This is a genomic window from Nonomuraea sp. NPDC051941, assembly GCF_044593615.1.
This window is the reverse complement of the sequence record NZ_JBIUCF010000040.1, coordinates 1-24,768: the sequence shown is the minus strand read 5'-3', so window position 1 is coordinate 24,768 and position 24,768 is coordinate 1. Positions and strand designations below refer to the sequence as shown.

The 24,768-nt window shown below is 69.2% G+C and carries 22 protein-coding genes; 17 read left to right on the top strand and 5 right to left on the bottom strand.

Annotation, left to right across the window (positions count from 1 at the left end; all coding sequences use genetic code 11):
• The first annotated feature begins 9 nt into the window (after positions 1-9).
• The 11 genes from ACIHFD_RS47120 (at position 10) to ACIHFD_RS47070 (ending at position 15,121) form a co-directional block, all read left to right on the top strand.
• Positions 10-972 carry a carboxyltransferase domain-containing protein gene (locus ACIHFD_RS47120; protein WP_397372452.1) on the top strand — a complete coding sequence of 321 codons (963 nt, stop codon included), beginning with the start codon at positions 10-12 and terminating at the stop codon, positions 970-972.
• Complete coding sequence (locus tag ACIHFD_RS47115; RefSeq protein ID WP_397372451.1) at positions 972-1,967, top strand: biotin-dependent carboxyltransferase family protein; 996 nt, start codon at positions 972-974, stop codon at positions 1,965-1,967. Before ACIHFD_RS47120 ends, ACIHFD_RS47115 begins: the two co-directional genes overlap by 1 nt.
• The gene (locus ACIHFD_RS47110) at positions 1,967-2,752 is read left to right on the top strand and encodes a LamB/YcsF family protein (protein WP_397372450.1); all 786 of its coding nucleotides are present in this window, start codon (positions 1,967-1,969) and stop codon (positions 2,750-2,752) included. The genes ACIHFD_RS47115 and ACIHFD_RS47110 overlap by 1 nt, the downstream gene beginning before the upstream one ends.
• Positions 2,752-4,113, top strand: a complete 1,362-nt coding sequence (locus ACIHFD_RS47105; RefSeq protein ID WP_397372542.1) for an acetyl/propionyl/methylcrotonyl-CoA carboxylase subunit alpha — start codon at positions 2,752-2,754, stop codon at positions 4,111-4,113. The genes ACIHFD_RS47110 and ACIHFD_RS47105 overlap by 1 nt, the downstream gene beginning before the upstream one ends.
• Before the next feature lies 1 nt (position 4,114).
• Positions 4,115-4,330, top strand: a complete 216-nt coding sequence (locus ACIHFD_RS47100) for a biotin/lipoyl-binding carrier protein (RefSeq protein ID WP_350737593.1) — start codon at positions 4,115-4,117, stop codon at positions 4,328-4,330.
• A gap of 63 nt (positions 4,331-4,393) precedes the next feature.
• Complete coding sequence (locus ACIHFD_RS47095) at positions 4,394-7,447, top strand: NACHT domain-containing protein (RefSeq protein WP_397372449.1); 3,054 nt, start codon at positions 4,394-4,396, stop codon at positions 7,445-7,447.
• Between the two features lie 103 nt (positions 7,448-7,550).
• Positions 7,551-8,372 carry a patatin-like phospholipase family protein gene (locus ACIHFD_RS47090; protein WP_397372448.1) on the top strand — a complete coding sequence of 274 codons (822 nt, stop codon included), beginning with the start codon at positions 7,551-7,553 and terminating at the stop codon, positions 8,370-8,372.
• A gap of 259 nt (positions 8,373-8,631) precedes the next feature.
• Positions 8,632-10,647 carry an exo-alpha-sialidase gene (locus ACIHFD_RS47085; protein ID WP_397372447.1) on the top strand — a complete coding sequence of 672 codons (2,016 nt, stop codon included), beginning with the start codon at positions 8,632-8,634 and terminating at the stop codon, positions 10,645-10,647.
• A gap of 112 nt (positions 10,648-10,759) precedes the next feature.
• Positions 10,760-11,302: a pyridoxamine 5'-phosphate oxidase family protein gene (locus tag ACIHFD_RS47080; RefSeq protein WP_397372446.1), complete on the top strand. Its 543-nt coding sequence runs from the start codon at positions 10,760-10,762 to the stop codon at positions 11,300-11,302.
• Positions 11,299-13,788, top strand: a complete 2,490-nt coding sequence (locus ACIHFD_RS47075) for an excinuclease ABC subunit UvrA (protein ID WP_397372445.1) — start codon at positions 11,299-11,301, stop codon at positions 13,786-13,788. Before ACIHFD_RS47080 ends, ACIHFD_RS47075 begins: the two co-directional genes overlap by 4 nt.
• 169 nt (positions 13,789-13,957) lie before the next feature.
• Positions 13,958-15,121 carry an SRPBCC family protein gene (locus ACIHFD_RS47070; RefSeq protein WP_397372444.1) on the top strand — a complete coding sequence of 388 codons (1,164 nt, stop codon included), beginning with the start codon at positions 13,958-13,960 and terminating at the stop codon, positions 15,119-15,121.
• Here ACIHFD_RS47070 and ACIHFD_RS47065 read toward each other — a convergent pair.
• Positions 15,111-15,818 carry an SDR family oxidoreductase gene (locus tag ACIHFD_RS47065; protein WP_397372443.1) on the bottom strand — a complete coding sequence of 236 codons (708 nt, stop codon included), beginning with the start codon at positions 15,816-15,818 and terminating at the stop codon, positions 15,111-15,113. The two genes, ACIHFD_RS47070 and ACIHFD_RS47065, sit on opposite strands and share 11 nt — an antisense overlap.
• A gap of 59 nt (positions 15,819-15,877) precedes the next feature.
• Here ACIHFD_RS47065 and ACIHFD_RS47060 point away from each other — a divergent pair, with 59 nt between their 5' ends.
• On the top strand, positions 15,878-16,285 hold the full coding sequence (locus ACIHFD_RS47060; protein ID WP_397372442.1) for a MerR family transcriptional regulator: 408 nt from the start codon (positions 15,878-15,880) through the stop codon (positions 16,283-16,285).
• Between the two features lie 28 nt (positions 16,286-16,313).
• Here the strand turns inward: ACIHFD_RS47060 and ACIHFD_RS47055 are convergent, their stop codons facing one another.
• Both ACIHFD_RS47055 and ACIHFD_RS47050 read right to left on the bottom strand, forming a co-directional pair.
• On the bottom strand, positions 16,314-16,790 hold the full coding sequence (locus ACIHFD_RS47055; RefSeq protein ID WP_397372441.1) for a DUF488 family protein: 477 nt from the start codon (positions 16,788-16,790) through the stop codon (positions 16,314-16,316).
• A gap of 82 nt (positions 16,791-16,872) precedes the next feature.
• Positions 16,873-17,268, bottom strand: coding sequence for a RidA family protein (locus ACIHFD_RS47050; protein WP_350737651.1), 396 nt, complete (start codon positions 17,266-17,268; stop codon positions 16,873-16,875).
• A 118-nt stretch (positions 17,269-17,386) separates the two neighbouring features.
• On the opposite strand from ACIHFD_RS47050, the gene ACIHFD_RS47045 reads away from it, so the two are divergent.
• Positions 17,387-18,361, top strand: a complete 975-nt coding sequence (locus ACIHFD_RS47045) for a helix-turn-helix transcriptional regulator (protein WP_397372440.1) — start codon at positions 17,387-17,389, stop codon at positions 18,359-18,361.
• 66 nt (positions 18,362-18,427) lie between these two features.
• On the opposite strand, the gene ACIHFD_RS47040 is transcribed toward ACIHFD_RS47045, so the two are convergent.
• Positions 18,428-19,174: a VOC family protein gene (locus ACIHFD_RS47040; protein ID WP_350737654.1), complete on the bottom strand. Its 747-nt coding sequence runs from the start codon at positions 19,172-19,174 to the stop codon at positions 18,428-18,430.
• A 360-nt stretch (positions 19,175-19,534) separates the two neighbouring features.
• Between ACIHFD_RS47040 and ACIHFD_RS47035 the strand changes: the two genes are divergently transcribed.
• Genes ACIHFD_RS47035 through ACIHFD_RS47025 form a run of 3 tightly spaced genes read left to right on the top strand, consistent with a single transcriptional unit; the run spans position 19,535 to position 22,323 of the window.
• Complete coding sequence (locus tag ACIHFD_RS47035; RefSeq protein ID WP_397372439.1) at positions 19,535-20,383, top strand: peptidoglycan-binding protein; 849 nt, start codon at positions 19,535-19,537, stop codon at positions 20,381-20,383.
• Between the two features lie 47 nt (positions 20,384-20,430).
• Positions 20,431-21,324 carry a peptidase inhibitor family I36 protein gene (locus tag ACIHFD_RS47030; protein ID WP_397372438.1) on the top strand — a complete coding sequence of 298 codons (894 nt, stop codon included), beginning with the start codon at positions 20,431-20,433 and terminating at the stop codon, positions 21,322-21,324.
• A gap of 36 nt (positions 21,325-21,360) precedes the next feature.
• Complete coding sequence (locus tag ACIHFD_RS47025; RefSeq protein ID WP_397372437.1) at positions 21,361-22,323, top strand: SpoIID/LytB domain-containing protein; 963 nt, start codon at positions 21,361-21,363, stop codon at positions 22,321-22,323.
• Between the two features lie 54 nt (positions 22,324-22,377).
• Here ACIHFD_RS47025 and ACIHFD_RS47020 read toward each other — a convergent pair whose 3' ends face one another.
• Entirely contained in the window at positions 22,378-23,406 is a 1,029-nt protein-coding gene (locus tag ACIHFD_RS47020; protein WP_397372436.1) for an NBR1-Ig-like domain-containing protein, read from the bottom strand.
• 825 nt (positions 23,407-24,231) lie between these two features.
• Here ACIHFD_RS47020 and ACIHFD_RS47015 point away from each other — a divergent pair.
• Positions 24,232-24,768 (top strand): M23 family metallopeptidase (locus ACIHFD_RS47015; RefSeq protein WP_397372435.1); only part of this gene is annotated, 537 nt, incomplete at its 3' end.

Below are 24,768 nucleotides of genomic sequence, written 5' to 3'. Positions count from 1 at the left end.
AGAGGAACCATGACCGCCATCATCAACCGCCGTCCGGCCGAAGGAGACCGGCCGGCCATCGTCTACCGGGCCGCCGGTGACCGCCACGTCCTCGTCGAGTACGGCGAGATGGCGCTCGACCTGGAGCTGAACTTCTTCGTGACCGCCGTCACGGCCCATCTCGCCGAGCATCCGGTGCCGGGGCTGGTGGAGGCCGCGCCGGGCTTCCGCTCGCTGCTGCTGCACCACGAGCCCGCGATCATCGACCGTAAGGCGCTCATCGACGCGATCGATGAGGCGCACCGGGCGCAGCGGTCGGTACGCTCGCTCGTCCTGCCCAGCCGGTTGATCACGCTGCCGATCGCGTTCGACGACTCCGAGAGCCGCGAAGCGGTCCGCCGCTACGCGACGACCATCCGGCAGGAGGCGCCCAACATCCGCGACAACTCCAACATCGACTACATCGTCGAGTACAACGGCCTGCCCGGCAGGGAAGCCCTGTACGCGACGGTCACCGGCACGGAGTGGTGGAACGCGTACACCGGCTTCTTCCCCGGCCTGCCGTTCATGTTCCCGCTCGATCCGCGCAACGCCATCACCGTGCCGAAGTACAACCCGACCCGCACCTGGACGGCGGAGGGGGCGGTCGGCATCGGGGGCCCCTGCGTGGCGATCTACCCGGTGGAAGCGCCGGGCGGCTACCAGCTGTTCGGCCGGACCGTACCCGTCTACGACGTCCTGGCCAGGCACGAGGTGTTCCGCGACGATCCGATCCTGATTCGGCCGGGCGACCGGGTGCGCTTCGAGCCCGTGAGCGAGGACCAGCTCCTGGCGGCCCGCAGGGACGTCCTGGAGAACCGCTACGAGTACGTGATCGAGAACGACCAGTTCTCGGTCACCGACTACCTCGCCCGCGCCGCCGAGGTGCGCGCCGAGGCCGACACGCTGCGGTCCGCCCGCGAGGCCGCCGCAGCCAGGACGGAGGTGCCGTGATGACCGACACGCACGCGGTCTTCGACATCGTCATGCCGGGGCTGCAGACCCTGATCCAGGACTACCCCGGCCGCCGCGGCCTGCAGTCCAAGGGCTTCTTCCCCTCCGGGCCGATGGACCACGTGTCCTTCCGCATCGCCAACGCGCTGGTCGGCAACGAACCGGGGGCGCCCGCGCTGGAGATCCCGATGGGCCGGCTCGCGTTGCGCGCTCTCGCCGAGACCTGGGTCGCCGTCACCGGAGCCGAGGGCTCGGGCCTCCGGCTGAACTCCGCGCCCATGCCGCTGGGCGAGACCGTCCGGGTGGTGCCCGGAGACGAGATCACCTGCTCGATCGTCAAGGGGCCGGGGTTCCGGCTGTACCTGGCGGTGGCGGGCGGCATCGATGTCCCGATGGTGATGGGGTTGCGGGCGACGTACACCATGGGCGGCATCGGCGGCGTCGAGGGCCGGGCTCTGGTGAAGGGCGACGTCCTGCGGGCGCGGGCGGTGACCGCGCCGCCACCGCGGCTACGGGTGCCGGCGTCGCTGCGGCCCGCGCTGGCCAACGTCTGGGAGGTGGAGGTGATGCGCGGCCCGCACGCGGACCCCGACTTCCTCACCGAGCAGGACTGGAAGGATCTGGTCGGCCGGGAGTGGAAGGTCGACCTCAACTCCAACCGCGTCGGCACCCGGCTGGAGTCGCATCGCTTCCAGTGGGCCAGGCCGTCCGGCGGGGTCGCGGGCGGGCACCCGTCCAACGTGCTGGACGGGAGCTACCCGATCGGCGGCATCAACACCAACGGGGACGTGCCTGTCATCCTCGGGCCCGACGGCCCGACCGCGGGCGGCTTCACCGTGATCGCCACCGTCGTCCAGGCCGGGCTGTGGAAGGTCGGCCAGCTCCGTCCCGGCCGCGACCTGATCCGCTTCCGGGAGGTGTCGCTGGACGAGGCGCTGGCGCTCGCCGCCCGCGTCGACTACACGACCGACCCCCACCACTACGAGGAGCTGTGATGCCGCGCGTGGACCTCAACTGCGACATGGGCGAGAGCTTCGGTCGCTGGAGCCTCGGCGACGACCTCGGCATGATGCCGTACCTGACCTCGGTCAACATCGCCACCGGCTACCACGCGGGTGACCCGCCGACGATCCGGCGCACAGTGGACGCCGCGGTGCGGCAGGGGCTGGCCATCGGCGCGCACCTGGCCTTCCCCGACCTGATGGGCTTCGGCCGCCGCCGCATGGTGATCCCCGCCGAGGACCTGGAGGACTACTGCCTCTACCAGCTCGGCGCTCTGCAGGCGTTCGTGCGGGCCGCCGGCGGCCGGCTGGCGCACGTCAAACCGCACGGCGCGCTGTACGTGATGGCCTCGGAGGACGCCGCCGTCGCGACCGCGATCGCCCGGGCGGTGGCCAAGGTGGACGCGTCGCTGCCGCTGATGCTGCTCACCTCCGCCACGGCGGACGCCGTGGCCGCCGAAGGGGTGCGGCTGGTCGTGGAGGCGTTCCCCGACCTGCACTACGACCGTACGGGGAAGCTCGTCATCGAGCCGGTCAAGAAGGCGTGGGACCCCGAGCTGGTCGCCGGCCGCGCGGTCCGCATGGTGCTGGAGCGCAAGGTCGCCGCCGACGACGGCACCGAACTCGACGTGGACGCGGTGTCCCTGTGCCTGCACGGTGACGCGCCGAACGGCCCGGAGATCGCCGAGGCGGTGCACAGGGCGCTGACCGGCCACGGGATCGAGCTGGCCCCGCTGGCCGTGCTGCTCGGCAGCTCAGCGGAGGGAGGCCGCCGGTGATGGAGTCTCTGCTGGTCGCCAACCGCGGCGAGATCGCCCGGAGGATCATCCGCACGGCGCGACGGCTCGGCCTGCGCACCATCACGGTGTACAGCGACGCCGACGCCGACCTGCCGTTCGTCCGGGAGGCCGACGAGGCGGTGGAGCTCGGCCCCGCGGCTCCCGCCGAGTCCTACCGCAACGCCGAAAAGGTGCTGGCGGCAGCCCGCCGTACCGGCGCCGAGGCCATTCATCCCGGCTACGGTTTCCTGTCGGAGAACGCCGGCTTCGCCCGTGCCGTCCAGGAGGCGGGGCTGGTCTGGGTCGGTCCCGCGCCGGACGTCATCGAGCTGATGGGCGACAAGATCAACGCCCGGAACGCGGTCGCCGCCGCCGGGGTCCCGGTCGCGCCCGGCACCCCGGAGCCGGTGGCGGGCGAGGCCGCCGCGCTCGACGCCGCGGCGGCCATCGGCTACCCCCTGATGGTCAAGGCCGCGGCGGGCGGCGGCGGCATGGGCATGGCCGTCGCCCACGACGAGGACGACCTGCGCAAGCAGTACGCGGCCGTGTCCGGATTCGCCGAGCGGTTGTTCGGCGATCCGGCGATCCTGCTGGAGCGCTACTACGCCGGCGCACGGCACATCGAGGTGCAGATCCTGGGTCTCGCCGACGGCGACGTCATCGCCCTCGGCGAGCGCAACTGCTCGGTGCAACGGCGCAACCAGAAGCTCGTCGAGGAGAGCCCGTCCCCCTGCCTCGACGCGGACCTGCGCGAGCAGATGCTCACCGCGGCCGTGCAGGTGGGCAAGGCCGTCGGTTACCGCAACGCGGGCACCGTCGAGTGCCTGGTGTACGGCGAACCGGGCGCCCAGGGGTTCGTCTTCCTGGAGATGAACACGCGACTGCAGGTCGAGCACCCGGTCACCGAGGCGGTGTGGGGCCTCGACCTGGTCGAGGAACAGCTTCGCGTCGCGGCGGGCGAGCCGCCGTCGGCGGACCTCACCGCGCTGCGCCCGCGCGGGCACGCCATCGAGTTCCGCGTGAACGCCGAGGATCCGGTGCGGTTCCTGCCCGGCCCGGGGACGATCAACGCCTGGAACGAGCCGTCCGGCGACGGCATCCGCGTCGACGCCGCCTACCGGCAGGGCAATCGGGTCACCCCCGCGTACGACTCCCTCATGGCCAAGCTGGTCGTGCACGCGGGCACCCGGGAGGACGCGATCGCCAGGGCACGGGAGGCGCTGGCCGCCTTCACGATCGCGGGTCCGAAGCAGAACCTGCCCTTCTTCACCGAGCTCCTCGACGAGCCCGAGTTCGCCGACGGCTCGTACAGCACCGCGCTGGTCGCGCGGATGCGGGCCACACCAAGGAAAGGAAGCTGAGATGGGCCGGCAGATCACGTCCGACCTGGCGGCCAACGTCTGGAAGGTGCTCGTCTCCACGGGCGACAGCGTCGCCGCCGGCGACACGCTGGTGATCCTCGAATCCATGAAGATGGAGATCCCTGTCGAGGCCGAGACGTCCGGCGTCGTCACCGCGCTGCCTGTCAGCGAAGGCGACGTCCTGGATGAAGGGGATCTGATCGCGGAGATCTCCTGACCCTTCGAACCGTGGTTTCCGCTGAGTGTTGCGTTGGTGACGCCTGGTAGCGATGCTGGCAGCATGGGCAGTGGAGGTCGGGGCCGCTGGGTGGTGTCGCCGGTCGCGCTCGCGGTGGTGCCGGTCGGGATCGGGCTGGTGGGGAATCTGGCGACCGGCACCGTTGAGGTGAAGGCCTGGTGGTGGACCCCGGCCACGTGGGTGTTGACCGGCGTGCTGGTCATGGTCGCCACCGCGTCGCAGATCGTGCAGTCGCGCGCTGTGCCGCAGAGCCGGGAGGCGGCGATGCGTAGCGCTGCGGCGGGTTTGCGACGGATGGTCCGGGAGCAGTGGGAGCACGAGACGGTGCTGCGGGGCGTTCGGCAGCCGGTGCCGTTGCGGGTGCGGTGGTCCTCGACCGATCGAGAGGTCGCGGAGAAACGTCAGGTGGTGCTGGACGAGCCGGAGACCACGTGGCAGGACAGGCCGTTGGAAGGCGACGTCACGCAGGTCGTCGAGAAGTTCTGCGAGCTGCCCCATCGGCAGTTGGTGGTGCTCGGAGAGGCGGGCGCGGGCAAGAGCGTCCTGGCGATGCTGCTCACCCTCGGGCTGATCGAGCGGTCGGTGGAGGACGACCCGGTGCCGGTGCTCCTGTCGATCACTTCCTGGAACCCGCAGGACGAGTCGGTACGCCGGTTCGCGGCTCGGCGGATGGCTGAGGATTATCCGATGCCGGCCGGTTTGTCGGAGGGCCGCTGCGTGGCGGAGCTGCTGATGAGCGAAGGCCGGATACTGCTGGTGCTGGATGGACTGGACGAGCTCCCGGCCGAGTCGCAGGAGCGGGCGCTGCGGAGGCTGGATGAGTTCGCCGCGACAGGACGGCCGCTGGTGGTGACCTGCCGGGCCCGCGAATACCAGCGAGCCGTGGACGCCAGTCGTTCGATCATCTCCCGGGCCGCGGTCGTGGAGATCATGCCGGTCGATGTGGAACAGGCGATCGCGTTCCTGTCCCACCCCGAGCCGTTCCGGCATCGCTGGGAACCGGTTTTCACCCATCTCCGCCACGACAGCGAGGGTCCGCTGGCGCGGGTGTTGTCCACGCCGTTGATGGTCTCACTGGCCCGTACCGCCTACAGGCCCTCGAACACCGACCCCATCGCCTTGACGCGCCTCGACAGCCAGGACGCCATCGCCGCGACGCTTCTGGACACCTTCGTGACCAGTGTTCATGACCCCGACCGGCCGACGCCGCCCGAAGGCCGACCGGTGCGCCGCTACAGTCCCGCCGCCGCCCAGCGCTGGCTCGGCTGCCTGGCCCTGCACCTGCAGCTGGTGGGCAGGACGGAACTGGTGTGGTGGCAGTTGTCCCCCGACCTCTTCACCTTCAATGCGGAGGTGATCAGGACCCGCACGGTGCTGGCTGTCGCAGTCGGCGTGGGTGCCGGTGTCAGTGCCGCGGCCGGGCCCGTGTCGGGGGGCGCAGCAGCGCTCACCGTGTCCGCCGCGGCCTTGGCCGCGGCGGCGGGCCTGCTGCGGCCGCTGTGGCCCCACGCTTACCCGGCGTACACCCCCACCTCCTACTCGCTGGCTCGCGAACGTCGTCGCCGGGTCCTGGCGCTGCGGGCCGGATTCGGTGTCGCGCCGGGGCTGCTGACCGGGGTCATTCTCGGCAATCCGCTGATCGGAGCGGCCGGTGCCCTGGTCACCGGGCTACTCGCGTCGGTCATGCCCACCCTGCCCTCCAGGACCCGGCCTCGGGGCACCACTCCACGCGCCACGCTGAACGCCAATCACCACGCCACCGCCATCGCCGCCGCCCAGCACGGCATCACCGGCGCATTGGTGTTCACCGCCTCTGTCGCAGTGCTCGCCCCAGCATCGACCCTCTGGATCCCCGCCGTCACCGCGGCCGCCGTCTACGGATGGGTCGCAGCCTGCGGTGCGGGCCTGTGGACCTGGATCGATTACAAGATCACCCATCTTCGTCTTGCCACCAAGGGCCGGCTCCCCTGGAGACTGTGGACATTCCTCGAAGACCAGCACCAACGCCAAACATTGCGCCAATCTGGAACTGCCTGGCAATTTCGCCACGCCTTGCTTCAACACCACCTCGCCGCCACCCCGTACACCCAGCACCTGTATGCCTGCGCCCGCCAAGGTGACGCGGGCGCGCTTGGACGCATCGCCGACCGGCTGGTCGAAGAGGACCGGCTTGATGAGGCCATCACCATGCTCGGCGCCTGGGCCGACCACGACACCTCCGGCACCGCCGCGTCGGCCAGCCTGAAACTGGCCGACCTGCTGGTCAAACACGACCGTGTCGAGGAACTGCGCACCCGTGCCGACGCGGGCGACGGGCATGCCGTCGCGATACTGGCCTACCTGCTGGAACGACAGGGCCGGATCGAGGAGGCCATCACCGTACTCCGTCCCCACACGGACCGAGGCTCCGCCCCGCAGCTGGCTCGGCTCCTCGCCCGCCACGATGGCGCTCAGGAGGCCATCGACCTGCTCAACGCCCACCCCGACCAGGACGACAACTGGACTCTCATGATGGCCGAGCTGCTGGCTCAGCAGGGCCGGACTGAAGAGCTGCGCGTCCGTGCCGACCAAGGCGACCGGGCCGCCGGCGACCAACTGGCCAAACTGCTCGCCGAACAGGGACGCGTAGAAGAACTGCAGGCCCGCGCCACAGCAGGCGACCCCGACGCCGCCTTCCGGCTCGCCCTGCAGAGCTGCGTGGAGGACGCCATCACCCTGCTGCGCCCCCACGCCGACCAGGGCGACTGGGCCGCCGGCGACCGGCTGGCCCGGCTGCTGGCCGAACAGGGGCGCGTGGAAGAACTGCGGGCCCGCGCCACGGCAGGCGACCCGCACGCGGCCCACAGCCTCGCCCGACTGCTTGCCCGACAGGGGCGGTTGGAGGATGCGGTCACCCTGCTCCTGCACCACGCTGTCCCAGCGGTTCAATCCGTCGAAGCGTATGCCGTCCTGCCGTTGCTCAGCCATCTCCTGACGAGGCTGGGGCGGGAGGAGGAGGCCATCACCGTGCTCCGCGCCCACGCCCATTTGGGCAACACCGTCGCCGTCAGCCTGCTGGCCGACCGCGATCTCACGCCTGAGCGCGCAGAAGGGTGATCGAAGGGAGTCTGCCGGCCGTTTGAACGCGGTACAGGGTCGGCGCCACCGGAGCCGCCCGGCGCGTTGACCTCAATCAAGGTTGAGGGGACAGGATGACGGCATGACCTCCCCTCAGTACGGAAAAGCGCTGGTCCTCGGTGCCGGCGGAGTTGTCGGCACGGCGTGGCTGTCGGGCCTCGCCGCAGGGCTGCGCCGCGAGGGCATCGACCTCGCCGAGGCCGACCTCATCGTGGGCACCTCTGCCGGCGCGATCGTCGCGGCCATGCTCACCACCGGCCGGGCCCTGGCCGATGTGGAGACGCTGCCGTCCACGGGCGCCGGACGTTCCGGGCCACCGGACCTGGCCGCGATGTCACAGGCGTTCGCCACGCTGGTCGACCCGACCCTGGAACCGGACGACAGACGCCGTCGAGCCGGGCGCATCGCGCTCGCTGCCGAGGCCCCGTCCGAGGACGGACACCTGACCGGGATTTCCTCCCTGGTCGAGACCGAGAAGTGGCCCGATCGCCCCTTGCTGATCACCGCAGTGGATGCCGAGACCGGCGAACCGAAGGTATGGGACCGCGACGGCGCGGCGACCCTGGTCGAGGCCGCGGCGTCGAGCTCCGCGTTTCCTGGAACGACCGCTCCGATCACCGTCAACGGCCGCCGCTACATGGACGGCGCTCTGCGCAACGGCGTGAACGCCGACCTCGCCGCCACCGCCGTGACCCGCGTTTTCATCGAGCCGATGGCCGACCGTTTCCCGGCGAGCGACCCTCGGGACGTGCGCATCGGCCCGGATGCCGAGGCGTTGGCGGCGTTCGGCCCCGACCTCGGAAACCGGGAGGCATGGACGCCTGTCTACCAGGCCGGAGTCCGGCAGGCCCCGCAGGTCGCCGTGGTGCTGCGTCCTGTCTGGGACGCGGCCCCCGTCACCTGATCGGCAACAGCCGACACCATGCTCGTCGGCAGCGCCGTTGTGATCGTCATCTCATCCCTCCGGTGAGATGATCTCCGCGGACGCGCGGCGAACCTCAGGCTCCCGCCCCCGTACCTGCTCGTGACGGATCGCCGGCCCCCACCCCCCACTCCGGAGGCAGCACATGCCACAGCCAGATCCTCATCACCCCCTCATCGGGCGCAGAGCCTTCGGCCTCGGAGTCGCCGCGGCCTCGTTGACCGTCGCACTCGGTCCCGCCTTGTCCGCGAACGCGACGACGTCCCGGCGGCGGGCGACACTGTCCGACAGCACGGCCTTCGACGAGACGACGCTGTGGGACAACACCGTGGATCCGCTGGAGAGCTACCACGTCCACGGGCTGGCCGTGCTGCCGGACGACACCATCCTGGTCGTCACGGAAGGCCGCCACGAGGTGTGCGACGCGGGCCCCCGAGACCTGCTCGTACGCCGTAGCCCCGACGGCGGCGACACCTGGCAACCGACCCGAACGCTGGTCGCCTCGGTCGGAGGCCAGTCGTGGGGAAACCCGACCTTCGTGGTCGACCGGCTCACCGGCGGCATCTTCCTGTTCTACATGCTCTCCACCCGGCTGCCGGAGAACACCGGTTGCTCCGGCGACAAGGGCGACCTCTTCATGATCTCCAGTGAGGACGGCGGTCTCACCTGGAGCGCGCCGCGCGATATGTCAGGCCTGTTCAGCCAGTTCCCCTACGAATGGACCCTGCACGGTCCCGGCCCCGGCCACGGCATCCAGCTGGACAACGGCCGGCTGCTGCTCAACTGCGCCCACCGCCGCGAGGTCACCGGCAACACCGTCGCCGAACGCCGCTACGGCGTCGCGTCGATCTACAGCGACGACCACGGCCGGACCTGGCACGCCACCGGGGAGGTGCCTGTCTCCGCCGCCTATCCCATCAACGAGGCCAGGCTGATCCAGAGGTCCGACGGCACGGTGCTGATCAACGGCCGGGCCGCGGCGGGCGGCAACCGGCAGCGGATCGTGTCGGTCAGCGCCGATCGTGGGCTCAGCTGGTCGCCGCCGCAGCTCGACGGGGCCACCGGTACGTTCAACGCCGTGGACGCCAGCCTGCTGCGCTACACGGGCGGGCCGGGCACGTCCGAAGTGAGCCGGGTGTTGTTCAGCCGCCCCGACTCCCCCGTCCGTACCAACCTGACCGTGTCGATCAGCTACGACGACGCGCACTCCTTCCGCTACAGCCGGGTGATCAACGAGGGCCGGTCGTACTACTCCGAGCTCGGCCGGCTCTCCGACGGCAGGATCCTGCTCCTCTACGGCCGTGACGGCGACGACCCGAGCTTCCCCCGCCGCGTGGTCATGAGCCGGTTCTCGCTCGAATGGCTGAGCGGCGGCCGCGACAGCCTGTCCGACGGCCCCGGCTACACCGAACGTCTCATCGATCTCACCACCGGCGCCGCCACGTCCGGCGGCACCATGTCCGCCGTCCAGGACCCCATGGCCCGCGGCGGGAAACGGGTGGCGTTCACCACTTCCCAGACCGGCACGTACTTCGAATACACCGTGAACGTCCCGGCACCGGGAACCTATGAGCTGCTGCTGCGCTACTTCCGTACCGCTGACGGAGGTCTGGTCACCGTCTCGGTCGACGGCGTCAAACCCCGGGCCGCGCTGGTGGACACCACCGCCGACCGGGCTGACGGCCACGACGTCGCGCAACTCGGCAGCCTCGATCTGACGGCCGGGTCGCACAAGATCCGGTTCACCGCTTCCGGGGTGGGCCGCGGCGGCGGCAGGCTGGTCTCGCTGGACACGCTGAGCCTGATCGACGCGCTCTCCCAACCCGACGTACGGGAAGAGGTGGTGGTCGACAACGACGAACTCGGCTACGAAATCATCAGCGGCACCTGGTCTGCCAGCTCGAGCGTGCCCGGCTACCGGGGCGGCAACTACCACTACGCCCCCGCCGGCACGGGCGGACACGTCGTCCGGTGGCGGCCCGTGGTCCCGCTCACCGGCGACTACGAGGTGCAGGTCTCGTACAGCGCGCACGAGAACCGCGCGAGCAACGCTCCCTTCACGGTCCGTCATGCCAGTGGGACAACGCTCGTACGTGTCGATCAGCGCAGGAGCGGAGCGACGGAGCCGCGCGGCGGTTCCTGGGTCTCGCTCGGCACGTACCGCATCAGCGAGGGGGTGGGCAGGGTCGAGCTGAGCAACAACGCGAACGGCGTGGTCATCGCCGACGCCGTCCGGCTGCTCCGCGCACCTGGATGACATGGCGTCCGCAGAACGCCGGAAAATGCGACAGAAGGTGTCGGGTTTTTGGTCGAGGATCGTGTCACCGGTCGGCGGACGTGGACCGGACCCACGGATAGACAGGACCTCGATGCGCGAAACGCCAGAAGATCTCGAAAGGCTCCAGGCCCTCCTGGACGCCTCCCTCTCCCGCTCCACCTCGCACCTCCGTTCGATCATCAACACCGAGAGGACACTGACCGCAGAGCAGCTCACCAAAGTCCTCACCGGCATGTGCACCCTTGCCCTGTCCACCGTGACGGCCAAGGGCGAGCCGCGGATCAGTGGCGCGGACGGGCATTTCCTGCACGGCAAGTGGCACTTCGGCACGGCACCCGGCGCCGCAAAGGCCCGCCACCTGGCCGCCCGCCCCGCCGTCAGCGTCGCGCACATGCGCGGGGAGGACCTGGGCGTGTTCACGCACGGCACGGTGGAGATCCTCAACCCCCAGAACGGCGAGCCGGCCGCGGACTGGCCGGACCTGCTCGCGTACTTCAAGGACTTCTACGGCGACGACGCCTTCGACTGGGACAACGACGTGGTCTACTACCGGCTGCATCCGCACTGGATGACCGCCTACGCCCCCGACATCGCCAAGCTCACTGCGGCGTCGCACGAGGGGGACGAAGGTTGACCGCATTCGTACGGGAGACCATCGAGGTGGTGGGGGCTCGTACCAACAATCTGCGGGACGTGTCGGTGAGCATCCCCAAAGGGCAGCTTGTCGCCTTCACCGGAGTGAGCGGCAGCGGCAAGACCTCGCTGGCCGTCGACACCCTGCACAACGAGGCGCAACTGCGGTATCTGGAGGGGCTTTCGCCGTTCGTACGCCAGTACATCACCCAGCGCAACCGGCCGAAGGTCGACCGCATCCTGGGACTCGGCGCGACGCTCGCCGTCGACCAGCGCCGCCTGAACCGCAACCCCCGCTCCACGGTCGCGACGATCACCGGTATCGACGGGCACCTGGGGCTGCTGTACTCGCGCCTTCCGGGAATCGGCGCCGACCCGGCGGCGGAGAGTGGAGACGGGCATCTGACGACCGCTCACTTCGACCGCAACACGCCGGAAGGGAGCTGTGCGGACTGCCACGGCGTGGGCGGGCGCTGGCAGGCGCAGGAGGACCTGGTCATCACCCACCCGGAGCTTCCGCTCTTCGAGGGGGCCTCGCCCTGGTACGCGAAGTGGCGGTCGGGGGAGCACACGTTCGTACCGGCGCTCGCCGAGAAACGCGGCGTGGACCTCAGCCGGCCGTGGCGGTCGCTGCCTGAGGAGTTCCGCCACTGTGTGCTGTACGGCACGGGTGACGAGAAGGTCGAGGCGACCGTCGACATGACCAGCAAAAAGGAGACGGTCTCGGTCACCTACACCTCGAGCCAGCCGCTGCGGGGCGCGCTCGCCGAGGTGGAGCGGGTGTTCGTGAACGCCCAGACCTCCAGCGCCAAGCAGCGCTACCTGCCGTACATGCGCAAGCAGCCGTGTGGCACCTGCGGCGGCAGCGGGTACGACCACGTGGCCCGGTCCGTGCGGCTCGGCGGGCTGGCCTTCCCCGACCTGCTCGAGGTGGACGTACGGGAGGTGCGCGGCTGGGCGAAGCGGGTGGCCGGCGACCTGGGCGCCCGGCAGCGCGAGGTGGGTGAGCCGCTGCTGCAGGACCTGGGCCGCAGACTCGCGATCCTTGACCGGCTCGGCCTCTCCCATCTCCAGCTGTCCCGGAGCGCGGCGACGCTGTCCGGGGGTGAGTTGCAGCGGACCCGGCTCGCCGCGCAGCTCAGCACCGAGTTGAGCGGCATCATCTTCGTCCTGGACGAACCCGGTACCGGGCTGCATCCGGCGGACAAGGCGCACCTGCTCGACATCGCCCTGGAGTTGCGCGCGGCCGGCAACACGGTGCTCCTGGTCGAGCACGACCCTGAGCTGATCGCCCGGGCCGACTGGGTGATCGACATGGGGCCCGGCGCGGGCCGCCTCGGCGGTGAGGTCCTGGTGTCGGGGCCGCCCGCCGACGCGGCCGCCCACCCGACGTCGCTGACCGGCCGCTATCTGGCCGGCGAGGGGCCTCGGCTGCGCCGGACCCGCCGCCCGGTCGGGGATGGCACCGGCTGGGTGGAGCTGCACGGCCTGCGTGCGCAGAACGTGGCCGCTGACCTGGTACGTTTCCCCGCCGGTCGGCTCACCTGCCTGACCGGGGTGAGCGGCAGCGGCAAGAGCAGCCTGCTCGGCGCGCTCGGGACGAGCGTGGAGGCCGCCCTGAACGGGACGGCGACCGACAGGGTGCGGGAGGTGACCGGCCTCGCGGGGTTCGGCTGGGTCGCCGTCGTCGATCAGGAGCCGCTCGGGCGAACGCCGCGGTCCAACCCGGCTACCTACAGCAAGGCGTTCGACATCGTCCGCAGGCTGTTCGCCGAAACCGGTGCGGCACGCGGGCGCGGGGTCGATGCCTCCTGGTTCAGCTTCAACACCGCGGGTGGTGGGCGCTGCGAGATCTGCACCGGCTATGGCCGCAAGCTGGTTGACATGCACTTCCTGCCGGATGTGTGGGTGGTCTGCGACGCGTGCGAGGGCCGGCGCTACAAGCCGGAGGCTTTGGACATCAGGTATCAGGGGCTGGCCATCGATCAGGTGCTGGAGCTGACCGTCGCCGAGGCCGTGGAGCAGTTCTCCGAGCCCCGGCAGCTCGCGGAGACCCTGGGAGCCTTGAACCAGGTCGGGCTTGGCTATCTCCAACTCGGCCAGAGTGCCACAGAGCTGTCCGGCGGCGAGGCGCAGCGGCTGAAGCTGGCGTCCGCGATCCAGCGCGGTGCGGCGAGCCGCAGGGCCGGCCTCGTCGTTCTCGACGAGCCCGTCTCGGGCCTGCACCCGTCTGACATCCAGCGGGTGGTGGACGCGCTCGATGTGCTGCTCGAATCGGGCAACACCGTCGTCGTGGCCGAGCATGACATCCCCGTGGCCGCGTCCGCGGACTGGGTGATCGACCTGGGGCCGGGGGCCGGCCCGAATGGAGGTGCGGTGATCGCGGAAGGCACCCCGGACGTCGTCGCGACGGCGGGCACCCCGACCGCCGGCTTCTTCCGCCGGTACGCGGCGGGCCTGCCGCTCCTGGAGGCGCGATCCTGTTAGGTATCCCCGGCCGCTCGTCGTGATCGGGTGGTTGTTGTCGGCTCCGTCGGCCCGCGATGAGGCCGCATACGTGACCGGCGCGACGATGTCGGCGTTGCGGGGCTGGGAGCCTTGAATCCTCATCGGAAGGATCATTAGGCTCTCATTTGGTGCCTGCATGGGAGGTACGGTGGCCCCGGACTCAGCCTCCGAAATCGACCATATTTCGGCCGGGTACGACCCGGATCCCGCGCTGTCGATGTCCTTGCATGCCGACGCATACACCGATGTGAAGTGGTTCGACGTCGACCAGCGGGCGATCTTCGCGCGTACGTGGCAGTGGCTGTGCCATGTGGAGAAGCTGCGGGAGGCAGGCAGCTACGTGACGGGCACGGTGGCCGGCATGCCGATCGTCGCCGTCCGGGACGAGGCCGGCACGCTGCGGGCGTTCTACAACGTGTGCAAGCACCGGGCGCACGAGCTACTGTCCGGTTCCGGCGTCCGGCGCAGCATCGTGTGCCCGTACCACGCCTGGAACTTCGACCTGACCGGCCGGCTGAGGCGAGCACGCAACACTGGTGCCATGCCGGGCTTCGACCCCTCTGCGGTGTGCCTGGATCAGATCCAGGTTGCCGAGTTCGGCGGCATGGTCTACGTCAACCTCGACCCCGGGGCGACCCCGCTGCCGGAGCAGGCCGGAGGCCTGAAGGCGGAGATCGAAGCGCGGGCGCCGGACGTGGCCAAGCTGACCCTCGCCCGCCGGCTCACTTACGACATCGCCTCCAACTGGAAGAACGTCGTCGACAACTTCCTGGAGTGCTACCACTGCCACGTGGCCCACAAGGACTTTGTGTCCCTGGTCGACATGAGCACCTACAAGGTCACCACGTACGGGATCTACTCCAGTCATATGGCCCAGGCGGGGAAAGCGGAGAACACCGCCTACGACGTGTCGGGGGCAACCGTCACCGAGCACGCGGTCTGGTGGCTGTGGCCCAACACCTGCCTGCTGCGCTATCCCGGCCGCGGAAACTTCATGGTGCTGCAGATCGTCCCTGACGGCCCGGAACGCACTCGCGAGATCTGGGACTTCTACCTGGAGACCGCGGAGCCGAACGAGGCCGAGCTGGACGGCATCCGCTACATCGACGAGGTTCTCCAGGTGGAGGACATCGCCTTGGTGGAGAGCGTCCAGCGCGGGATGCGCACTCCTGCCTTCACCCAGGGGAAGATCGTCTATAACCCCCAGGAGTCCGGGTTGTCCGAGCACGCGGTCCACCATTTTCACGGCCTCGTCCTCGACGCCTACCGACATGAGCTGGACCGAATCAGCTCACCACAGGTCACGCCGTGAGGGCGGCCGCGGCTTCCCGGTAGATGACGCTCGGGTCCTCGGACAGCCACGCCTTCACCTGGTGGCTCCAGGCGTCGGCGAGCACCTCTGCCCGGTGCGCCTCGATGCCGTCGAGGGCTGCCGCGACGATCGTCTCGGGGGCGGTCTTGTCGCCGTCGTACCAGGCCATCATGTCGGTGTCCGCGGCGCCGAGGTGCAGGCCCGTCACCAGAGTGCGCTGGTCGGCCAGCTCCAGGCGGACGCTGTTGGTGAGCGCCCACTCGGCGGCCTTGGCCGCGTGGTAGGCGCCCGCGCCGTTGAAGGCGAGCCACGAGATCGCCGACAGGACGTTGAGGATCGCGCCGTCGGCCAGTTGGGGCGCGAAGGCGCGGATCACGTTGAGGGTGCCGTAGAAGTGGGTGTCCATCTCGCGGCGGATCGTGTCGAGGTCGCCGGTGATGAGGTTCGCGCCGGTGGAGATGCCCGCGTTGTTGATGACGATCTTGACGTCGGATGCCGCGGCGGCCGCGGCGGCGACCGACGCCGGGTCGGTGATGTCCAGGCGCAGCGGGATGACTCCTGGTACGTCGATGAGGTCGGGACGGCGGGCGGTGGCGTACACCTTGCCGGCGCCGCGGTCGAGGAGGGAAAGGACGAATTGCCGGCCCAGGCCCCGGTTGGCGCCGGTGACCAGCACATGTGCTCCGTTGATCTGCATACCGGATAGGCTAAAACCTGACGTTGACGTCAGAGGCAAGTGTTGTGATGGAGGTCACGATGCGTATCGGCGAGTTGGCGGCGCGGTCGGGCGTCAGCGTGCGGGCCTTGCGTTACTACGAGGAGCAGGGACTGCTGGAGGCGGGCCGGAGCGGCTCCGGGCAGCGTCACTATCCCGAGTCGGCGGCCGACCGCGTTCAGCTGATCCAGACGCTCTACTCCGCCGGCCTGTCCAGCCGGACCATCGCCGAGCTGCTGCCCTGCGTCGATGCCAGGGCCAGCACCCCCGAATCGCGTGCCCGGCTGGCCGCCGAGCGTGATCGCATCGACGCCCAGATCGCCGCTTTGACCCATACCCGTGACAACCTGGACGCGGTCATCGCCTCCACCGAAAGCCCGGCCAGCGGCTGCGCATGGATCGCGGACGGAGACGTCGCCGCGCAGGTGAGCCACTCCGCGGCGTCATGATCGTACGGGCGCTCCTGCGCTGCACGCGTCACAACGGGCGCAGGTGCTCGATCGTGACGCGGTGCCGCTCGGTCAGCCGCTGGGCGATCAACGAGCGGTGGCAGGCCTCGGCGTCGCGCTCGACACAGAGCAGCGCCGCGGTCCCGCTGCTCGGCAGCGCCGACACGATCGGTGTGAGGTCGGCGCGGTCGAGGATCTCGGTGATGTAGCGGCGGGTGTACTCGGCGGCGAGCTCGCGGCGCGAGCGCTTGCCGACCCCTTGGCGGTCGTCCTCGGCGTACTGGAGCCGGCGTAACTCGGTGGTTGGGGCGAGCTCAAGGTGGTGCTCGTAGGTGATCCCGGCATGCGCGAGGGCCGCCTGCAGCCGGAGTGAGTTCGCCCAGGCGTACTCGGGTCCGCGGACACCGCGGCGCTGGCGTACATCGAGCAGCAGGCGGACGTCCGCGTGCCGCAGTCGTTGCAGGAAGGACGCGCCGTCGAAGCCGTACACGCCGATTGTCACCATTCTGAACACCGGAAATCACCCACCTGCCTGCCAGCTCGTGCCGCCTCCGGCAGTGCGGCCCTGCCGGAGGCGGCGAGGCCCATCACGCGACGGCGGTCCCCTCAAGCTCGACCATCAGGTCGGGGATCGCCAGCCGCGTCACCCCGAGCATCGTGGTGGACGGCGCCACCCCGGCGGCGCCCAACCGCGACGCCAGCACGCCGTAGTGCTCGAAGAGCCGATCGACGTCGGTGGTGTAGACGTTGAGCCGGACGAGGTTCGCGAGGGACATGCCGGCCTCGCCGAGCACGGCCTCCAGGTTGTCGAGGCTCAGCGCCAGCTGCGCCGCCATGTCCTCGGCATGCTGGGGCTTGCCTTCGCCGCTCATCGCGGTCTGCCCGGAGCAGTACAGGGTCCGGGTGTGCCCGGAGACGATCTCACCCTGGTTGTAGCCCATCTCCACCGACCACGCCCACGGGTTGACCGCCGTTCGCTCCATTGCCACATCAGCTCCATTCGATTTATGCACGTAGATCGCGTCATCTTCTTGGTCGCGCTGATGAGCCTCCCAACAAATCACGACATCCTGTGTCGTGTATTGCTTGTAATGTTTCCGTGTGCGTGCCGACCGGTTGGTCTCGCTGGTGCTGCTGCTGCGGCAGCACGGTCGGCTGTCCGCGGTCGCGCTGGCCCGCGAGCTGGAGGTATCCACCCGCACCGTGCTGCGCGACATCGAGGCGCTGTCCTCAGCCGGCGTCCCGGTCTACGCCGAACGCGGCCGGCACGGCGGTTTCGCGTTGTTGCCCGGTTTCCGTACCGAGCTCACCGGACTGAACCACGACGAGGCCCTTGCCCTGCTGATCGCCGGATCGCGGCGCGGCGCGCAGGCGTTCGGCCTCGGCTCGGCGCTCGCTTCGGCGATGCTCAAGGTGGTTGACGCGCTGCCCGAAAGCTATCGGGACACCGCGGCCGGCGCGGCCGAGCGGTTGCTCATCGACCCGGAGACCGACCTCCTCTCGCGTCGGCTGGTCGCCGAGGAGGTGCCTGACACCGTGGTGGCCGAGGTCCGGCGCGCGGTGCTCGCCGGACACAAGCTGCGCATCCACTACGCGGCTCTGGACCAGAGCCCGAAGTGGCGCACGGTGGACCCGATCGGCCTGGTCACCGTACGCGACCAGGGCTACCTGTTGGCCACGAGGTCTGGCGAGGACCGCACCTACCGGCTGTCCCGGGTCCTGGCCGCCCAGGAACTCGCCGAACCCGCGCAGCGACCGGACCGGGTCGATCTGGACCGGGCCTGGCAGGAACGCAGCACGCGGTTCCGGACCGGCGGCGACCAGGTCACCGTGCTGCTACGGGTGAACCCGGCGCGGCGGGAGGACCTGCTGGGCACCGCGCTGGCCGTTCGCGCCGAGGAACCCGACTCGGACGGCTGGCTGCGGATGGAGGTGGCCTTCCAAGATTCGAGACACGCCGAGTGGGCGCTGTGGCAGCTCAGCACGAACGCGGAAGCCCTGTCCCCGCAGTGGTTGCGCGACTCCCTGCGTAGCCGCGCCACCGCGCTCGCCACCCGCTACGAAGTGTCGTCCTGAGAGCCGGCCGGTCTCCGACGCGATTACGTCGAGCGGCTCGCCGCTCTCCGGCACGCGGGCTTCGCGTCAGGCTGCTGCCGGACGGAGGACGCAGAACTCGTTGCCCTCCGGGTCGGCGAGGACCATCCACGGGACGTCGCCCTGGCCGACGTCGGCGAGCGTCGCGCCGAGGGTCTGCAGCCGGGCCACCTCCGCCGCCTGATCCTCACCGCGGTACGGCAGCAGGTCGAGATGGACGCGGTTCCACACGGTCTTCGCACCGGGCGCTGTGCGGAGGAACTCAAGATACGGCCCGACACCCTTGGCGGAGCGCAGCCGCGCGTGATCGTCGGTCACCTCGTGCACGGTCCAGTCCATCGCCTCGCCCCAGAACCGGGCCATGGCCCGCGGGTCCGCGCAGTCGACCACCACCGCGGCGATCGGCCCGGTGTCCCGGTAGATCTCCCGAGGCTCCAGCACGCAGAACACGTTGCCCTCCGGGTCGGCCAGCACCGTCCACGGGACGTCACCCTGGCCCACATCGGCGGGCGTCGCACCGAGCTCCTTCAGGCGCGCGACCAACTCCGCCTGATGGGCAGCAGAGGTGGTGGCGAGATCGATGTGCACGCGGTACTTCACCGATTCGGGGTCCGGGACGGTGACGACATCGACGCAGACGGCGGTGGGGTCCGGCCAGACGAAACCCATGGGCTCGACGTTGGTCACACCGGGTCCCTCGCTGGAAACACCCCAGCCGAGCGCCTCCGCCCAGAACCGGCCGAGCGCCGAGTCATCCCGAGCCTTGAAATTCACCTGAACGAATTGCAGCCCCATGGCGCCCACCCTATGCCCAACAAATACCGGCGGTAGCGGGCAGGCCGGGGACTTCTCCGAGCGGCCGAAGGCTCTGGGCGGGCGGCAACGGGGACCCGCGGAGCGTTCGGGAACCGAGCCGCCCGCGTAAGTGGGCGCCTCAGACGACCTTGGCCGTACGTGAGCTCATGTACCGCCTCATAACCCGGTCTGAGCTGGTGTTTCCCGCCATCGGATCACCTGTCAAACGGCGCGTACGCCCGTACGGAAAAGCCCGTCGAACAGGCTGACAACACCGATCTTCTACCGGACACGCGAGCGAACCGGAACGTTGGATCCCGCCAGACCGGAATCGCCCCAGCCCCTGAACCAGGAGTAACGATGAAGCTGCCCGCACGCGCCGCCGCCCTCATGGCGGCCGTCCTGTTCACTTCGCTGACGGGAGTGTACGAGGCGTCGGCGGCGACACAGACGGCTGACGCTGAGGCCCTTCCGAGCGTGAACATGGAAGCCACCGTCAAGGCGGCCCAGATCGACCCGCGGCGTCCCGACAATACGCTGACTCCGGGCGCCAAGGCCAGCGTGCTCCTCGTCGAGGAGGCGCTGCGTGACGGACGCTTTCTCGACGCGAAGTGGGTGGACGGCTACTTCGGCTCCACAACGGTCACCGCCTACGCGAAGTACCAGAAGTCGCTCGGCCTCAGTGGTCTCGACGCCAACGGCCTGCCGGGCAAGACGTCGCTCACCAAGCTCGGCGCCGGCCGCTTCAAGGTCACCGATGTCATCGACCCGGGCGCCCGGGTGTCCACCGGCGGTTTCGTCATCAACGCTCGCACACGAAACATGCTGGCGGCGGCCAAGCGGCTGCTCGGTCGCGACCTCAAGCTGGATCAGGGCTCGTACAACCCCGGCGGCGACCCCACATCCGCGGGCACCCACGACGGCGGGGGCGTCGTCGACATCTCGGTCAAGGGGATGAACTCCGCCACCCGCACCGCGACCGTCCGCGCGTTGCGCCTCGTCGGCTTCGCCGCATGGCTGCGTAACCCCCAGCAGGACGACTGGCCGTGGCACATCCACGCCACCGCCATCAACGACACCAGCCTCTCCGGCCAGGCCCAGCACCAGATCGGTGACTACTACCTCGGCCTGAACGGGCTCGCCGGCCGCGGCCCGGACGACGGCCCGAAGGTGACCATCCGTACCTGGGAGGAGTACCAGCGCCGCTGACTCCTCCATCCGAAACCCAGACTCCGCACATAGAAAAGGAACAGCACATGAGAACGCTCGCCAGGATCCTCACCGCGACGACCGCAGCGATGGCACTCAGCGGGACGGTCCTCGCCACCGCATCGCCCGCCTCGGCCGCGAACCGCGACGGCGTCTGCGATACCGGCGAATTCTGCTACTACTTCAACAGCAACAACCAAGGGTCGGTCTCCGACTTCACCGGATCGATCGACGACTACGCCACCACCCAGCCCACCTGCTACGACTTCAAGGGCCCCGGCGAGGGCAAGGGCAAATGCATCAAGAACGCCGCCGCCTCCGTCTGGAACCGCAGCAGCAAAACCGTCCGCGTCTACTTCAACAGCGGCCACACCGGCACCTACCAGGACTTCGCCGCAGGCGCCAAGGGCAACCTGAACGCCACCCTCAAGAACCAGAACGCCTCGCACCAGTTCAGCCCTTCGTCGTCACCGTCGCGCAGCAACATGTCGACCTCGCTCTACAAGGCCAGCGCCACGATCACCTGCGGCTTCGACGGTTACACCTCCACCTCCGGCCGGCACGAAGGCATCGACATCGCCCGCGGCATCGGCTCGAATGTTTACAACCTGGTGGCCGGCAAGGTCATCAACGTCGTACGCGGCTCCACCGGCAGGGCGGGACTTTCCACGATCGCCGTCTACAACGCCGCAGCGAACAAGACGGTGATCTACCTGCACTCCGCTCCGCTGTCCTCCCTGCGCGTGGGCCAGCAGGTCAGCCGCGGCCAGGTCATCGCCACCGAGTCGTGGCACGGGGTGTCGAGCCGTTCATCCGCGCACACCCACGTCGAGATGCGTCTCGGACAGCAGACGCGTGCGGCCAAGAGCGTCGGCGACCCGCACCTGGAGAACCCGAACCCGACCTCGTTCTGGAACTCCCAGGGCTACACCGTCCGATAACGCTTCGCGGCCACCGACAAGATGAGGAAGACCACTGTGCCTTTACGAACTGTCCGGCTGATCTCGCGGCTCGCGGCCGCGGCGACCGCCGTGATGGCGCTCGGCGGGACGGTCCTCGCCACCGCATCGCCCGCCTCGGCCGCAAGCCGCGACGGCGTCTGTGACACCGGCGAATTCTGCTACTACTTCAACAGCAACAACCAGGGATCGCTCTCCGACTTCACCGGATCGATCGACGACTACGCCACCACCCAGCCCACCTGCTACGACTTCAAGGGCCCCGGCGAGGGCAAGGGCAAATGCATCAAGAACGCCGCCGCCTCCGTCTGGAACCGCAGCAGCAAAACCGTCCGCGTCTACTTCAACAGCGGCCACACCGGCACCTACCAGGACTTCGCCGCAGGCGCCAAGGGCAACCTGAACGCCACCCTCAAGAACCAGAACGCCTCACACCAGTTCCTGAGCTCCACAACGCCGACGCCGACGCCGACCGGGTGCAAGACCGACGGCACGGACACCAAGCTGCCCACGACGATCCTCGTGTACCGCAAGTCCCTCGATCGCGTGGAGCGGGTGGAGTTCAAGACCTACGTCAAGAACGTCCTGCCCAACGAGTGGGTGTCGAGCTGGCCGAGCGAGTCCCTCAAGGCCGGGGCGATGGCCGTGAAGAACTTCGGCTGGTACTGGGCGCTGCACTCCAACCGCAAGACGGCAGACGGCCGGTGCTTCGACGTCTACGACCACACGTCGAGCCAGGTGTACAAGCCCGGCTCCGCGAAGGCGGTGACGAGTGCCGCGGTGGACGCGACCTGGGGCACCCGGCTGACCCGCAGCGGGAAGATCTTCCGAGCCCAGTACTGCTCCACGACGACGGCGTGCGGAAATTGGGTCGACGGCGACTGGATGTCGCAGTACGGCTCTCGCGATAAGGCCAGAGCGGGCTGGAGCTACTCCAGGATCCTCCAGAACTACTACACAGGGATCGTTCTCGGCTCCTGACTCCCCTGAGACCGTCCGACTCCGGTTCCCCGGCGTGCCACGCACGTCGGGGAATCAGAGTGCGTCGACGATGATCTGGAAGTTGATCGGCCGGCTTCCGGGGAACACGACCGCTCCCGAAGCGTCCACCATCTTGAATCGCACGTAGCACAAGCCCGGCTTCTTGGGCGTGGTGATGTCGGTCCGGATGTCGACCGTCTCGCCAGGTTGCGTGTCCTTGATCGGCACGTCGGAGATGGTCTGGCAATGGTCAGCCTGCTGCGTGGGGTCGAGGCGCCGCAGCGAATATCCCTTCCACGGCACGGTCCCGGCGTTCTTGAGCCGCCATACCTTGGTCATGGTCTTGCCGGGACCGACGCGCGTGCAGTCGGCCAGCGTGACGTCCTCGATGAACGCGGCCGCATCGCCCTTGTACAACGGCGGGGACCAAGGCGGGTTCGTCGAACGCACCGGGCAATCGGCCGGGGACAGCGCGGCGATCGATGGGCTGCCGGTCGGGTTCGAGCTGTTTCCCTCGGGCTCGGAGCCGCGATTGACGACGACCACGACGAGGACCGCCGCCCCCACGGTGACAGCCGCTGCCGCGAACGCGGCCGCGCCGGTCAGCCGTAATCGTCCTCTGCTCCTCGGCGCGGGGAGCAGAGGCTGGATGTTGCCCGCGAGCTCGTCGGACGGCGGCCGCGGCGTAGGCACGGATGCCGAGGTCTCGCCGACCAACCGGGGCGCTTGCATGGTACGAAGCTCCGTGGCGGACACCGCGAGTCCACCGGACAGACCGTCCACCGAGGTGTCCACGCGGATCGCGGGATCCCCGGCGCTCGTCGATCTGACCGCCTGGTTCGCCCTCTCCCAGAGTTCGCGGTACGCGGCCGGGTCCGCGTTACACACCTTGACGAATTCGACGGTGGTCTCCCAACTCGGGAGCCGGTTACCCTTCGTGGCTTCATGCAACGTCGTGTGAGAAATCGCCCCTGACCGGCCGGACATCTCACGGAATGGTGGGTTGCCGACCGCGTTGCGTAACTCCCGCAGCGTCGCCGCAAAGTCCTCGATTATCTCCGCCCGTGCACGCCTGTCGTCCACCGTGTGAAGGTAACAGCACTCACGGTCGTCACTCAACTCGAACCGGAATCGGTGCGAAGCCGGGCGAGATGAGCGTGCAAAAGGCCGTACGGCTCATCCCGCTGCGGCTTGAAGTGGCCTCTGACCAGGCCTTACAGGCCCGCATCCTGGTCGAACACGACGAAGGAGACCGGACCTTCGCCCCCACCCAATAATGCTGGATATAAGGACACCACGTTGACCGGAACGCCCTTAACCGAGCCGGTCTCGGCGGCGTATGTTCAGGTCGATGATTCACGCGGAGTCCATGGCCAGGGGCCGGAATATTACGCAACGGAGCGGCTCGGTCACGGCTTTAAATACGGTGTGGCAGGCCCGGGATAATTACTGTCGGCGTTTAATCCGCAGCCAGACTCTTTCCCTCTCTCCCGGAATCCGCAGGGCCGCCTTCGTGTCGGCACCGGCGGCGTGAGCGAGCGTGGCCGCGACCGAGCGGCTGGACTACGAGACCGAACTCGCCGTGGTTCCGCTGGGACGCCACTCCCGCAGTGAGGGTTACTCCGTCGTGAGCCGTTCGTGGCCGCCCCGGACAGGTGACGACCCGAGGCCTTGATTACGGACTGTTCAACCACCATGACCGCGCGTTCCCCTGAGCCGGACTTCGTGCGGGACCCCCGTTGAGCGAAGCGTCCAAGGTGGGAGGGCCTTTGTAGCTCTTTTGGATGTTCTTTGTACGCGGGGCTCCCAATCTTGATCACCGGCAAGGGCGCTACGCAAAGTCAACAGTCAAGATTTCGCGCACCGTCCGGGGCATCGGCCCTCCGGTGCGCGCAGAAAGGTATCCGCATGAGAACCAGAGGGGTGCTTACGGCCGGGCTCGCCCTGCTCTTCAGCCTCACGACCGGCCCGATCGCGACGGCCTGGGCCGCTCCGACGCCGACCCCGACGCCGACGTCCTCGTCGAAGGAGGACGAGGGGGAGATGGGCAACCCGGACAACCAGGTGGACGTCCCGCCGGTGTCCACGCTGGCGGCGCCGAGCTTCCAGCTGCCGTTCCCCTGTGGTCAGACGTGGACGGGCAACTCCAGCGGGAGCAGCGCGCACAAGTCGTACGAGATCGACTTCAACCGGGGCAGCACCGCCGACGCCGACCGTGGTGACACGGTGGTCGCCGCCGCGGCGGGCACCGTGGTCATCTCGGCTCACCAGGGTTCCACCAACGGTTACGGCAACCTGGTCAAGATCGACCACGGTGGCGGCTGGACGACGTACTACGCGCACCTGACCATGCGTTCGGTCTCCGCCGGCGCCCAGGTCAGCCAGGGCCAGAAGATCGGCACGGTCGGCAACACCAGCAAGCCCGGCAACAACATCAGCCCGCAC

What these genes read in the sequence shown, in the direction of transcription:
- ACIHFD_RS47060 (WP_397372442.1), top strand. Translation starts at nt 15,878, where the DNA reads ATGCGTATCGGCGAGTTGGCGGCGCGGTCGGGCGTCAGCGTGCGGGCC.
- ACIHFD_RS47055 (WP_397372441.1), bottom strand. Translation starts at nt 16,790, where the DNA reads ATGGTGACAATCGGCGTGTACGGCTTCGACGGCGCGTCCTTCCTGCAA.
- ACIHFD_RS47080 (WP_397372446.1), top strand. Translation starts at nt 10,760, where the DNA reads ATGCGCGAAACGCCAGAAGATCTCGAAAGGCTCCAGGCCCTCCTGGAC.
- ACIHFD_RS47035 (WP_397372439.1), top strand. Translation starts at nt 19,535, where the DNA reads ATGAAGCTGCCCGCACGCGCCGCCGCCCTCATGGCGGCCGTCCTGTTC.
- ACIHFD_RS47040 (WP_350737654.1), bottom strand. Translation starts at nt 19,174, where the DNA reads ATGGGGCTGCAATTCGTTCAGGTGAATTTCAAGGCTCGGGATGACTCG.
- ACIHFD_RS47120 (WP_397372452.1), top strand. Translation starts at nt 10, where the DNA reads ATGACCGCCATCATCAACCGCCGTCCGGCCGAAGGAGACCGGCCGGCC.
- ACIHFD_RS47030 (WP_397372438.1), top strand. Translation starts at nt 20,431, where the DNA reads ATGAGAACGCTCGCCAGGATCCTCACCGCGACGACCGCAGCGATGGCA.
- ACIHFD_RS47110 (WP_397372450.1), top strand. Translation starts at nt 1,967, where the DNA reads ATGCCGCGCGTGGACCTCAACTGCGACATGGGCGAGAGCTTCGGTCGC.
- ACIHFD_RS47090 (WP_397372448.1), top strand. Translation starts at nt 7,551, where the DNA reads ATGACCTCCCCTCAGTACGGAAAAGCGCTGGTCCTCGGTGCCGGCGGA.
- ACIHFD_RS47105 (WP_397372542.1), top strand. Translation starts at nt 2,752, where the DNA reads ATGGAGTCTCTGCTGGTCGCCAACCGCGGCGAGATCGCCCGGAGGATC.
- ACIHFD_RS47065 (WP_397372443.1), bottom strand. Translation starts at nt 15,818, where the DNA reads ATGCAGATCAACGGAGCACATGTGCTGGTCACCGGCGCCAACCGGGGC.
- ACIHFD_RS47100 (WP_350737593.1), top strand. Translation starts at nt 4,115, where the DNA reads ATGGGCCGGCAGATCACGTCCGACCTGGCGGCCAACGTCTGGAAGGTG.
- ACIHFD_RS47050 (WP_350737651.1), bottom strand. Translation starts at nt 17,268, where the DNA reads ATGGAGCGAACGGCGGTCAACCCGTGGGCGTGGTCGGTGGAGATGGGC.
- ACIHFD_RS47115 (WP_397372451.1), top strand. Translation starts at nt 972, where the DNA reads ATGACCGACACGCACGCGGTCTTCGACATCGTCATGCCGGGGCTGCAG.
- ACIHFD_RS47095 (WP_397372449.1), top strand. Translation starts at nt 4,394, where the DNA reads ATGGGCAGTGGAGGTCGGGGCCGCTGGGTGGTGTCGCCGGTCGCGCTC.